The sequence below is a fragment of the Paenarthrobacter sp. 22069 genome (genome assembly GCF_052046035.1).
Lineage (GTDB): Bacteria > Actinomycetota > Actinomycetes > Actinomycetales > Micrococcaceae > Arthrobacter.
The window spans coordinates 67,594-79,550 of the sequence record NZ_JBQEQF010000010.1; the positions used below are offsets into that span (position 1 = coordinate 67,594).

Consider the following 11,957-nt stretch of genomic DNA (forward strand, 5'->3'; position numbering starts at 1 on the left):
ACCCGTATGGAGGAATTACTCCAGCGGGTAGAGTGTTGGCATCTGCAGCGGCTGACCGCGCATCACTCTTAAAACCCCTGGGGGAACACCCATGTCTACCGAGACCTCGCCCAATTCCGGCGGCCAGTCCGTACAAGCACCCGGACAGGAAATCCAGTCCGGTGCCCCGGAGAAGATGTCCCGGGAGGCAGTAACCATCATCAGCACGCTGCTGGTGGCGACATTCGTGGTGATCCTCAATGAGACCATCATGAATGTCGCCGTGCAGCGGCTCATGGTGGACCTCCGCGTGGACGCCCCCACTGTCCAGTGGCTGTCCACCGGCTTCATGCTCACCATGGCCGTGGTCATCCCCACCACGGGTTTCATCCTCCAGCGGCTCACCACCAGGGCTGTGTTCATGCTGGCCATGGGCCTTTTCGCCGGTGGAACCGCGCTTGCCGCGGCGGCCCCCGGCTTCGAAGTGCTGCTCCTGGCCCGCATCGTCCAGGCGGGCGGCACTGCCATCATGCTGCCACTGCTGATGACCACCATCCTCACCCTGGTGCCGCTGGCTAAGCGCGGCGCAGTGATGGGGAACGTAAGCATTGCCATCTCGGTTGCGCCGGCCATGGGCCCCACCGTCTCCGGCCTGATCCTGGAGCACTTCACGTGGCGCTTCATGTTCGTCTTCGTCCTGCCCGTAGCCCTCGCAGCGCTGGCCATCGGCGCCAAATACCTCACCAACGTGGGTGAAGCGGAGAAGGGCAAGCTCGACTTCCTGTCCGTCATCCTGACCGTTCCCGCCTTTGGCGGCCTGGTATACGGCCTGAGTCAGATCGGCGGCGGCCACGGCGGGCAGGCGGGTCCCGGCGCGGGCGCCATCGCAGCCCTTGCCATCGGCGTCGCAGCACTGGCCGTTTTCGTGTTCCGCCAGCTCCGGCTGCAGAAGGCCGCGGCACCGCTGCTGGACCTGCGGGCCTTCAACTTCCGGATGTTTACGGTCTCGGTCCTGCTGATGGTAGTGGCCATGATGGCGCTGTTCGGCGGCGTGATCCTGCTGCCGCTCTACCTCCAGCAGGTCCGCGGTCTCGGCTCGCTTGAGACCGGCCTTGCCCTGCTTCCCGGAGGTCTGGCCATGGGGCTGCTGGGCCCGGTCATCGGCCGCGCCTTCGACAAGGTGGGCCCGCTGCCGCTCACCGTGTCCGGGTCCATCCTCATGGTGGTCACACTTTGGCAGTTTTCAATGCTCGACGCCGGCACACCGGTCTGGTGGATCATCACCCTGCACGTGGGGCTGAGTTTCGGCCTGGCGCTGCTGTTCACTCCGGCCTTCACCACGGGGCTTAACCCGCTGCCGCCGCACCTCTACTCGCACGGGTCTGCGATCATGAGCACCACCCAGCAGGTGGCCGGCGCCGCGGGTACGGCACTCCTGGTGTCCATCTTCGCCGTTGTGAGTGCGGCGTCCGGACTCGTTGCCGGGATGAGTGCCGCTTTCATGACGGCCACCGTCATAGCCTTTGCCGCCGTCGTCCTCTCTGCGATGATGCGCAAGACCGAAGGCGCCGGCGCGGGCCACGGCGCAGGGCATTAGCCCAAGCCGTACCACCCGTACTCAGCCGGCGAAGAAGTCACTCAGTTCCTTGATCAGCTTGTCCGGGGCCTTGATGGCGCCGTCGTGGCCGAAGCCGGGCAGGATGGTGTAGCTGGACCCGGAGAGGACGTCGTGGATCTGGCCGCAGGCGATGCCGAAGTAGGCCGGGCTCTTTTCGCCCACCACGATCAGCGTCTCCAGCGGGAGTGCCTGGAACGGCTCGGCCGGCATGTCCGCGGCAATAATGGCCTTGATTTCGCGGACGCCGGTCCGCATCAGCTCACGCTGCTGCTTCCCTTCCGTGGTGCCCGCGGTGAGCTTGTTCGCCAGTGTCAGCATGGACAGCGGCATACGCGACGAGAACGTTCCGCCGGCCTCGAGGCCCCGCTGGATGACGGCGAGGGCGCGGTCGTCGTCACCGGCAGCAATGGCGCGTTCGTACTCGGCGATCCAGCTGGCCGTGACACTGCCGTTCACGGAGACCGCGGGATCGTAGACGGCCAGACGTTCCACAGGAAGGGTCCGCGCGGCATGCAGGGCAACGGCGCCGCCGAAGCTGTGGCCAAAGACGTCCGTGCTGGAGGTGTGCTTCATGACCGTGTCCAGGTCCCGGATGTCCACGTCGAGGGTGTAATCCTCCGGCTGCGGGGACGAGGATCCCCGCCCGCGCCGGTTGAAGGTGTGCACCGGGCGGCCCAGTGATGCGCTCAGCTTCTGCGCGAATTTGGTGTAGTCCGCGGCCGTCACCATGGAGGGCGGAACAACCACCACGCCCGAACCTGCCGAAGCCAGTTCCGCGCCTGTGGTGAAGAGCTCCACAGTGCCGCCGCCGGGGGTTCTGATGTTCTCTCGCGTCATGTTCCGAGCCTAGCCGAGCCAACTGTGCGGGGCATCCCGGCGCCCGGCGTTGCGGAACTTACGCCAGGCGTTCCATGAGGCCCTGGCTTGCGGCGCGGACGGGAGCGTGGAGCCGAAGCCGCGGACCATGTGGCAGGGCCTCGGGAAGGCGGCCCTGGCCGGCTTCAGCCGCGGCGAACGGGGATAGCGTCAGGGGTGTCCGGGCGGCGATTCCCGTCCGGACCTTCGTCCTTGAAGTATGCCGCGATGTCCGTCACCAGTTCCTTCACGGCAGCCGGGATGGACCCGTGGAAGCACTTGGGGGAGAGCCGGTAGGTACTGCCCGGTACTGCCTGGTGCAGCCGCTGCGCTGTTTCCTTGTAGTAGGCAGGACTCTTGCCGCCGGCCATGAAATGGGTGTTTGCGGGAAGCACGCTGAAGTCCCTGGCGTGGTCCTTTTCGTCGTACGCGGCCCGCAGTTCGCCCACTCCGCTGGGCATCACCTGCCGGAACATCCTGTTGATCTTCGTCCGGGACAACACCGCCATCAGGCCCGCCAGCACCGGCTCGGGGATCCTGGCCATCGCCGAGCCGGGTTTGGTGGCCTTCTTCATATGCGCCAGGGCGTGGCCCACCCTGCCGTTGTTGACCGCATCCTCAAATCCGTCAAGCCATGTGGTGTCGATACTGCCGTCGATATTCACCGCTGCGTCGTACACGGCCAGCCTGTCCGGGACGAACGAGGTCCCGGTGAACTCCTGGACAGCGTTCAGTGCCACCGCGCCGCCCAGGCTGTGGCCAAGAATATTCCGGGCCCCGGTGGCGGTGAGGACCGTCCGGACATCCTGGATCTCGGTGGCCATGGAATAGTCCGCCGGCTGTTCGGACGAGTTGCCGCGGCCGCGGCGGTCGTAGACATCCACCGCCCAGCCCTCACCCAGGCCCCTGGCCAGCTCAATCGAAAACGGACGGTAGATCAGCGCCGTGAGGAACGCCCCGCCGATCAGCAGCACCCGCTTTTCGCCCGGCGCATCGTCGGTGCCGTAGCTGTACAAAGCCAGCCTGCCGCCGTCGTGCGTTGGAAGTATGCGTTCTTTCACCAGCCCATCGTAGGGTGCACACCTGCTCGCCAACTGGGAACCCGGCCACCCAATGCCCGGTAAACTTGATGATTGTGACTTCCCAAAACACCCCCGCGCCCAAGAACTCCCCAGAGCCCGTCGACGCCAGCGAGCAGATGCGGATCCGCATGGAAAAGCGCGCCAAACTTCTTGAGCGCGGCGCGGAGGCGTACCCCGTGGGTGTGGAGCGCACGCATTCGCTGGCCGAGATCCGGGAAAAGTACGCGCATCTCGAGGCGGACGACACAACCGGTGACATTGTGGGCGTTACCGGCCGTGTGGTCTTTGTCCGCAACACCGGCAAACTCTGCTTCGCAACCCTCCAGGAGGGCGGCACCGACGGCAAGGGAACGCGACTGCAGGCCATGCTGAGTCTGGCCAACATCGGCGAGGAAGCGCTCGTGGACTGGAAGGCCCTGGTTGACCTGGGCGACCACGTGTTCATCAAGGGCGAGGTGATCTCCTCCCGCCGCGGCGAGCTGTCCATCATGGCCGACTCCTGGTCCATGGCCTCCAAGGCCCTCCGGCCGCTGCCTGTCCTGCACGCGGACCTGAACGAGGAAACCCGTGTCCGCCAGCGCTATGTGGACCTGATGGTCCGCGACGAGGCCCGTGAGATGGTGTACACCCGTGCCGCCATCACCCGTTCCATCCGGGAGACGCTGTTCCGCCACCGCTACGTCGAGGTGGAAACGCCCATCCTGAACCTGGTCCACGGCGGCGCCCTGGCCCGTCCGTTCGAGACCCACATGAACGCGTTCGACCAGAAGATGACCCTGCGCATCGCCACCGAGCTCTACCTCAAACGCGCCGTGGTGGGCGGCATCGACCGCGTGTACGACATGGGCCGCGTGTTCCGCAACGAGGGTGTGGACTCCACCCACAGCCCCGAATTCACCACCCTTGAGTGCTACGAGGCCTGGGCGGACCAGTTCGTCATGGCCGAGCGGATCAAGGAAATCATCCTCGACGCCGCGGACGTCGTGGGTGCCGGCCGCACCATCCAGACGGAGGCGGGGGAGATCAACCTCGACGGCGAGTGGGCCTGGTTGCCCGTGTACCCCGGACTTTCCGACGCCGTTGGGCAGGAGATCACGCCGGACACGACCGTTGAGGTGCTTCGCGATCTTGCTGCCAAGCACGAGGTCAAGGTGGACCCCAAGTGGGACGCCGAGAAACTCGTGGTCGAGCTCTTCGGAGAGATCGTGGAACCCACCCTGCTGAACCCCACCTTCGTTTACGACTACCCGCCCTCCGCCCAGCCGCTGGCCCGACCGCACCGCGAGGACGGCCGGCTGATCGAGGCCTGGGACCTGATCATCGGCGGCATGGAGCGCGGCACTGCCTTCTCCGAGCTGATCGACCCCGTCATCCAGCGCGAGCGGCTCACCGAGCAGTCCCTGCACGCGGCCGCCGGTGACGTCGAAGCCATGCAGCTTGACGAAGACTTCCTGCGGGCCCTGGAATACGGTGCTCCGCCCATGGGCGGCATCGGCCTTGGCATCGACCGGCTGGTGATGCTCTTCACGGGCGCCGGGATCCGCGAAACCATCCTTTTCCCCCTGCTGAAGCCCGAGGGGCACTGACCATGGAATACGTCGCAGTCATTCTTCCCTCCCTGGTGGTGGGCCTGATCTTCTGGTTCGCCATGAAGGCAATCTTCAACGCGGACAAGGCCGAGCGGCAGGCGGAGGCCCGCGCCCAGGCCGAAGCCGATTCCCAGCCAGGGCAGCCCACGGACGGCCCCGGCCCGGAACCCAAATAGATAAAACCCCCTACTTTCCGCCTTTATCCCCAAGGAACCATTAGGCGCTTTGACGCGTTGCCAAGATAAGAGTCATACTTTTTTTGGGAAACATCCTGCTTTTCTGAAAACCGACTTTCCAGCAAGAGGAAGACCTTAATGGCACAGAAAGTAAACATCATCCTCGTTGATGATTTGGATGGGGGATCCGCAGACGAGAATGTGAAGTTCGGCCTCGATGGGGCCAACTACGAGATTGACCTGTCCGCAGCCAATGCCGCTGAACTCCGGTCTTCATTGGAGAGGTTCATAACCGCTGCACGCAAGGCGTCCGGTGGGCGCCCGCAGCGGGCAAAGGCACCGGCCGCGGGCCGCAGCCATGATTCGGCGCAAATCCGGCAATGGGCCCGGGACAACGGCTACACAGTTAACAGCCGCGGCCGAATTCAGGCCGAAATCCAGGAAGCCTACCAAAAGGCAAATTCCTAGGGCCGGCTTTAGCTCCACCGAAACCCCGCTTACCGCCGCCAGGCGGGGCGGGGTTTCTCTATTCCCGAATAACGGGCGCCGCGCCGGCACGTTGACCGCCCCAAATTTGGCTTTTTTGCGGTTTCCGCGCCCCGGCAGGCAGCCCGGGTAAACGTTTGGCCGGATACCCCGGGAATGCGCCAGTACGCTGAGGTGCCGTCCGGATTCAGCGACCGATTCGGCGGCCGGACGGGTCCGCAGCTCCTCCCGGTCGCTTATTCCCGCAAGCGCCCCGGTTTCCCCTGTGGCGAACACGCTCCACAACTCCGGAGCTGGCACGTAGCATCAAAGTACGTCGTAGCTAGGAGTGTGGCGAAATGTTTGAGCGATTTACGGACCGTGCCCGTCGCGTAGTTGTGCTTGCCCAAGAAGAGGCACGCATGCTGAACCACAATTACATCGGTACCGAACACATCCTCTTGGGTCTGATCCATGAGGGTGAGGGCGTTGCCGCCAAAGCTCTTGAGTCCTTGAGCATTTCGCTCGACGGCGTTCGCGAGCAGGTGCAGGAGATCATCGGACAGGGCCAGCAGGCTCCCTCCGGCCACATCCCCTTCACCCCCCGCGCCAAGAAGGTGCTGGAGCTCTCGCTGCGCGAAGCCCTGCAGCTGGGCCACAACTACATCGGCACGGAGCACATCCTGCTCGGCCTGATCCGTGAGGGTGAGGGCGTTGCCGCCCAGGTCCTGGTCAAGCTCGGCGCCGACCTCAACAGGGTCCGCCAGCAGGTCATCCAGCTCCTCTCGGGCTACCAGGGCAAGGAAACCACCGGCGCAGGCGTCGGCGGCGGCCAGCCGGAGGGCGCGCCCGCCGGTTCCGTGGTCCTGGACCAGTTCGGCCGCAACCTGACCCAGGCGGCGCGCGAGAACAAGCTGGACCCGGTCATCGGCCGTGAGCAGGAAATGGAACGCGTCATGCAGGTCCTCTCCCGCCGCACCAAGAACAACCCGGTCCTCATCGGCGAGCCCGGCGTCGGCAAGACGGCCGTCGTCGAAGGCCTGGCCCAGGCGATCGTGCGCGGCGACGTTCCGGAGACCATCCGCGACAAGCAGCTGTACACCCTGGACCTCGGTTCCCTGGTGGCAGGTTCCCGTTACCGCGGTGACTTCGAAGAGCGCCTGAAGAAGGTCCTCAAGGAGATCCGCACCCGCGGTGACATCATCCTGTTCATCGACGAGATCCACACCCTTGTTGGTGCCGGTGCCGCCGAGGGCGCCATCGACGCAGCCTCGATCCTGAAGCCGATGCTGGCCCGCGGCGAGCTGCAGACCATCGGTGCCACCACGCTCGATGAGTACCGCAAGCACATCGAAAAGGACGCCGCCCTTGAGCGACGTTTCCAGCCGATCCAGGTCAAGGAACCCTCCGTGGCCCACGCCATCGAGATCCTGAAGGGCCTGCGCGACCGGTACGAAGCACACCACCGAGTCACCATCACCGATGGTGCCCTGGCCTCCGCCGCCAGCCTGGCCGAGCGCTACATTTCCGACCGCTTCCTGCCGGACAAGGCCATCGACCTGATCGACGAAGCCGGCGCCCGGCTGCGCATCCGCCGCATGACCGCTCCGCCGGAGCTCAAGGCCATGGACGAGCGCATCGCCAAGCTGAAGATGGAGAAGGAATCCGCCATCGACGCCCAGGACTTCGAAGGCGCAGCCTCGCTCCGCGACAAGGAGCAGAAGCTGATCTCGGAGCGGGCGGAGAAGGAACGCCACTGGAAGTCCGGCGGCATGGACGACATCTCCGAGGTGGATGAGGACCTCATCGCCGAAGTGTTGGCCAACTCCACCGGCATCCCGGTCTTCAAGCTGACCGAGGAAGAATCCTCGCGCCTGCTGAAGATGGAAGAGGAACTGCACAAGCGCGTGGTAGGCCAGGACGAGGCCATCAAGGCACTGTCCCAGGCCATCCGCCGCACCCGTGCAGGGCTCAAGGACCCCAAGCGCCCCGGCGGCTCGTTCATCTTCGCCGGCCCCACCGGCGTCGGCAAGACCGAGCTCGCCAAGGCCCTGGCGGAGTTCCTGTTCGGTGAAGAGGACGCCCTCATCACGCTGGACATGTCCGAGTACTCCGAGAAGCACACCGTCTCGCGGCTCTTCGGTGCCCCTCCGGGCTACGTCGGCTACGAAGAGGGTGGCCAGCTGACCGAGAAGGTCCGCCGCCGTCCGTTCTCCGTGGTGCTGTTCGACGAAGTGGAGAAGGCCCACGCTGACCTCTTCAACTCGCTGCTCCAGATCCTGGAAGACGGCCGCCTGACCGACTCCCAGGGCCGCGTTGTGGACTTCAAGAACACCGTGATCATCATGACCACCAACCTTGGTACCCGGGACATCTCCAAGAGTGTTGCCACCGGCTTCCAGTCCGGCACCGACACGCAGACCGGCTACAACCGCATGCGTGCCCGTGTCACTGAGGAGCTCAAGCAGCACTTCCGTCCCGAGTTCCTGAACCGTGTTGACGACGTCGTGGTGTTCCCGCAGCTCACCCAGGACGAGATCATCGAGATCGTGGACCTGTTCGTGACCCGCCTGGAGAAGCGCCTCAAGGACAAGGACATGGGCATCGAGCTCACCAAGGCCGCCAAGGTGCTCCTGGCAACCCGCGGCTACGATCCCGCCATGGGCGCCCGGCCGCTGCGCCGCACCATCCAGCGCGAGATCGAGGACCAGCTCTCCGAGAAGATCCTGTTCGGTGAGATCCACACCGGCGACATCGTCGTGGTGGATGTCGAAGGCGAAGGCGACGACGCGAAGTTCACCTTCGCCGGCAACGCCAAGCCCCGCATCCCGGAGATCGCCCCGAGCGTCTAGCCTCCACAGCCAAAGCCCCGCCCCTCCGCAAGGAGAGGCGGGGCTTTCGCTTTGCCCTCCGTCCCGTCAAAGCGTTGGCATGCGCGTCCACGGTCACCACGCTGCGGCACCGGAGTCATTTGCCGCTTGCTGCTCCTCCGTCGCTTTGACGCAAGCTACACAAATGACCCCGGCCCCTCCGCTTCACGCGAAGGCGCACCTCGCGCGGGTGGCGGCGGTCAGGCATTTGTGTAGGCGCCGTCAAAGCGAGGAACGAGCAGGCGCCGGCAAATGGCTCGGCCGACGGCGCCAACCCGGCCCCGCACCCTCGACCCACGAAGCGACGGATGTGCCGTCGGCGTTCCGCCGTTAGTGAAGTGGTTGTGACGGGAGACACAACTCGGGTTGAATCGGGCCATGGCTAATCAGAACCCGGCGATCCCGGATGAGCAACCGCAGACACCCTTCCACGACCTCGACCACTACCTCTCCATCCCGCGGGTAAGCGGCCTGGCCCTGAGCCCCGACGGCTCACGGCTGGTCACCACGGTCAGCACCCTGAACGGTAAAGGCACGGAGTACGCCTCTGCCCTGTGGGAACTGGACCCGGCCGGGCAGAAGCACGCCCGCCGCATCACGCGCAGCGCCAAGGGCGAGGCCGGTGCGGCTTTCGCCGCCAACGGGGACGTCTACTTCACCTCCGCCCGCCCCGACCCCGAGAGCCCGGATGAGGAGCCCGTCAACGCCTTGTGGCTGCTCCCGGCAGACGGCGGCGAAGCGCGCGTGGTCCTGAGCCGCCCCGGCGGCGTCAGCAGGGTCATGGCGGCCCGGGACGCCGACGCGGCGTTCGTCACGGCCGACGTCCTGGCAGGCTCGGCGGACGAGGAGGACGACGCCGCGCGGCGCAAGTCCCGCAAGGACGGGAAAGTCTCGGCCATCCTGCACAGCGAATATCCGGTCCGCTACTGGGACGCCGACCTGGGCCCCGGCCAACCGCGGATTTTCGCCGTGGAACCAGGGGAGGACAGAGGAGCCGGCAAGCCAACGACCGTTGACGCCACCGCGCCCCTGGTCCTGCGCAACCTGACCCCGGAGGTGGGACCGAGGCTGCGGGAGGCGGAAACGGTGGTCAGCCCGGACGGGAAGACCATTTACAGCAGCTGCACCAAGCCCCTCGCCAAGGCGGACAGCCGTTCCATCCTGGTGGCGGTGGACGTCGCATCCGGCAGTCTCAAGGTGCTGCTGGACCAGGAAGGAATGAGCTTCTTCCCTGGGCCCGTCAGCCCTGATGGCAGGACCCTGGTGGTGGTCAGCGAGAGTGACTCCACCCCGTTGCGGGCTCCCGAAATCAGGATGCACCTGCTGGACGTTTCCGGCGGTGCCGGGCGTGACGGCGGGGACTCCGCGGACCTGCACCCCCTGGCCCACGACTGGGACCGCTGGCCCAAACCCGCCGCCTGGCTCCCGGACGGCTCGGCCATCCTGGTCACGGCGGACGACGACGGCGCGTCGCCGGTTTTCCGGGTCAGCGTCCTGGCGGCTGCCGCTGAAGTGGGCGTCACCAGGGTGACGCAGGACGCGGCGGCCTACTCCGACGTCGTCATTGCTCCCGACGGGCGGACCGCCTATGCCCTGCGCAGCTCCTACGAGTTCCCTGCAGAGGCCGTGCGGATCGACCTCGCCAGCGGGGAAACCACGCGGCTGCCAGCCCCCGCCGAACGTCCCACCCGTCCCGGGCGGCTGGAGCGAATCGCCGCCACCGCCGCCGACGGATCCCGGGTGCCCGCCTACCTCGCCCTGCCCGGGGACGCGTCCGCCGAAAAGCCTGCGCCGCTGCTCCTCTGGATCCACGGCGGCCCGCTGGGGTCCTGGAACGCCTGGACCTGGCGCTGGAACCCCTGGCTGCTGACGGCCAAGGGGTACGCGGTGCTGCTGCCGGACCCTGCCCTGTCCACCGGCTACGGCCAGTCCTGCATCCAGCGCGGCTGGGGCTCCTGGGGGAAGGCGCCGTTCACGGACCTCATGGCCGTCACCGACGCCGCTGTGGAACGGCCGGACATCGACCAGACCCGGACTGCGGCGATGGGAGGCTCGTTTGGCGGCTACATGGCCAACTGGGTAGCCGGCAACACGGACCGGTTCAAGGCCATAGTGACCCACGCCAGCCTCTGGGCCCTCGACCAGTTCGGGCCCACCACCGACGCCTCCCAGTACTGGCTCAAGGAAATGACAGAAGAGATGGCGCTCGAAAATTCCCCGCACCTGCACGCTGAAAAGATCGGAACCCCCATGCTGGTAATCCATGGGGACAAGGACTACCGGGTGCCCATCGGCGAGGGGCTGCGGCTCTGGTACGAGCTGCTGTCCAAGTCCCGGCTCGCTGCGGACCAGGACGGACAGACGCCCCACCGGTTCCTGTACTTTCCGGACGAAAACCACTGGGTGCTCCAGCCCCAGCACGCCAAGCTCTGGTACCAGGTGGTGGAGTGGTTCCTGGCACGGAACGTCCTGGGCGCCGAGACCGACCTGCCGCCCGAACTGGGCCTCTAGGTTGGTTGGCTTTGCGCCGTCGGCCGAGGCATTTGCCGGCGCCTGCTCGTTCCTCGCTTTGACGGCGCCTACACAAATGCCTGACCACCGACGCTTGTGGGCGGCCCACCTTTAGCGAAGTGAGGGTGCCGGGGCTATTTGTGTAGCTTGCGTCAGAGCGACGAAGGAGCAGCAAGCGGCAAATGGCGCCGGTACCCGAACGCCCCAGCCCGTCCGCAACCAATAGCAGCCGTCGCGCCTCGTAGGATGGCTTTGTGACCGACTCCTTCCACATCCGCCCAGCACGCACCAGCGACGTCCCTGCCATCAAGAAGCTGGTGGCGCCCCTGGCCGAGGAGCGCATCCTGATGGCGAAGGAGACTGTGGCCTACTACGAAAGCCTCCAGGAGTTCCTGATCGCCGAGTCCAGCGACGGCGGCATGATCGGTTGCGGGGCCCTGCACGTCATGTGGGAGGACCTGGCCGAGATCCGCACCCTTGCAGCGTCCGGAGAGTGGCGCGGCAGGGGTGTGGGGCACGTCCTGGTGGAGAGCCTGCTGGAACAGGCCCGCGCCCTGGGCGTGAGCCGGGTTTTCTGCCTCACGTTCGAGGTGGACTTCTTCAAGCGCCACGGCTTCGAGGTCATGGCAGACCAGTCTGCAGTGGACCCGGAGGTCTACTCTGAGCTTCTCCGCTCCCACGATGAAGGCGTGGCCGAATTCCTGGACCTGGCACGCGTGAAGCCCAACACCCTTGGCAACACCCGCATGATCCGCACCCTTTAGGCACTTCAGCGGTCCCACCTGCGAAGACGCGTATTGGCTTTACTAGAA

At 65.9% G+C, this 11,957-nt stretch carries 9 protein-coding genes; 7 read left to right on the forward strand and 2 right to left on the reverse strand.

Annotated elements, in window-relative coordinates; all coding sequences use genetic code 11:
* The first annotated feature begins 91 nt into the window (after positions 1–91).
* Entirely contained in the window at positions 92–1,576 is a 1,485-nt protein-coding gene (locus ACTJK0_RS10015; RefSeq protein WP_440745047.1) for a DHA2 family efflux MFS transporter permease subunit, read from the forward strand.
* A 21-nt stretch (positions 1,577–1,597) separates the two neighbouring features.
* On the opposite strand, the gene ACTJK0_RS10020 is transcribed toward ACTJK0_RS10015, so the two are convergent.
* Positions 1,598–2,434, reverse strand: a complete 837-nt coding sequence (locus ACTJK0_RS10020; protein WP_110542350.1) for an alpha/beta fold hydrolase — start codon at positions 2,432–2,434, stop codon at positions 1,598–1,600.
* A gap of 164 nt (positions 2,435–2,598) precedes the next feature.
* Positions 2,599–3,513, reverse strand: coding sequence for an alpha/beta fold hydrolase (locus ACTJK0_RS10025; protein WP_440745048.1), 915 nt, complete (start codon positions 3,511–3,513; stop codon positions 2,599–2,601).
* A gap of 68 nt (positions 3,514–3,581) precedes the next feature.
* Here ACTJK0_RS10025 and lysS point away from each other — a divergent pair, with 68 nt between their 5' ends.
* The 6 genes from lysS (at position 3,582) to ACTJK0_RS10055 (ending at position 11,909) form a co-directional block, all read left to right on the forward strand.
* Positions 3,582–5,120: a lysine--tRNA ligase gene (lysS, locus tag ACTJK0_RS10030; protein ID WP_440745049.1), complete on the forward strand. Its 1,539-nt coding sequence runs from the start codon at positions 3,582–3,584 to the stop codon at positions 5,118–5,120.
* A 2-nt stretch (positions 5,121–5,122) separates the two neighbouring features.
* Positions 5,123–5,299, forward strand: coding sequence for a hypothetical protein (locus tag ACTJK0_RS10035; RefSeq protein ID WP_181422393.1), 177 nt, complete (start codon positions 5,123–5,125; stop codon positions 5,297–5,299).
* Positions 5,300–5,437: 138 nt separating this feature from the next.
* Positions 5,438–5,767: a histone-like nucleoid-structuring protein Lsr2 gene (locus ACTJK0_RS10040; RefSeq protein ID WP_110542353.1), complete on the forward strand. Its 330-nt coding sequence runs from the start codon at positions 5,438–5,440 to the stop codon at positions 5,765–5,767.
* Between the two features lie 356 nt (positions 5,768–6,123).
* Positions 6,124–8,616, forward strand: coding sequence for an ATP-dependent Clp protease ATP-binding subunit (locus ACTJK0_RS10045; RefSeq protein WP_043450045.1), 2,493 nt, complete (start codon positions 6,124–6,126; stop codon positions 8,614–8,616).
* A gap of 396 nt (positions 8,617–9,012) precedes the next feature.
* Positions 9,013–11,145 carry an alpha/beta fold hydrolase gene (locus ACTJK0_RS10050; RefSeq protein ID WP_440745050.1) on the forward strand — a complete coding sequence of 711 codons (2,133 nt, stop codon included), beginning with the start codon at positions 9,013–9,015 and terminating at the stop codon, positions 11,143–11,145.
* 254 nt (positions 11,146–11,399) lie between these two features.
* Positions 11,400–11,909 (forward strand): amino-acid N-acetyltransferase, encoded by a 510-nt coding sequence (locus ACTJK0_RS10055; RefSeq protein ID WP_110542355.1) that lies wholly within the window; start codon positions 11,400–11,402, stop codon positions 11,907–11,909.
* Positions 11,910–11,957: the final 48 nt, after the last annotated feature.

What these genes read in the sequence shown, in the direction of transcription:
- ACTJK0_RS10015 (WP_440745047.1), top strand. Translation starts at nt 92, where the DNA reads ATGTCTACCGAGACCTCGCCCAATTCCGGCGGCCAGTCCGTACAAGCA.
- ACTJK0_RS10020 (WP_110542350.1), bottom strand. Translation starts at nt 2,434, where the DNA reads ATGACGCGAGAGAACATCAGAACCCCCGGCGGCGGCACTGTGGAGCTC.
- lysS (WP_440745049.1), top strand. Translation starts at nt 3,582, where the DNA reads ATGATTGTGACTTCCCAAAACACCCCCGCGCCCAAGAACTCCCCAGAG.
- ACTJK0_RS10035 (WP_181422393.1), top strand. Translation starts at nt 5,123, where the DNA reads ATGGAATACGTCGCAGTCATTCTTCCCTCCCTGGTGGTGGGCCTGATC.
- ACTJK0_RS10040 (WP_110542353.1), top strand. Translation starts at nt 5,438, where the DNA reads ATGGCACAGAAAGTAAACATCATCCTCGTTGATGATTTGGATGGGGGA.
- ACTJK0_RS10045 (WP_043450045.1), top strand. Translation starts at nt 6,124, where the DNA reads ATGTTTGAGCGATTTACGGACCGTGCCCGTCGCGTAGTTGTGCTTGCC.
- ACTJK0_RS10050 (WP_440745050.1), top strand. Translation starts at nt 9,013, where the DNA reads ATGGCTAATCAGAACCCGGCGATCCCGGATGAGCAACCGCAGACACCC.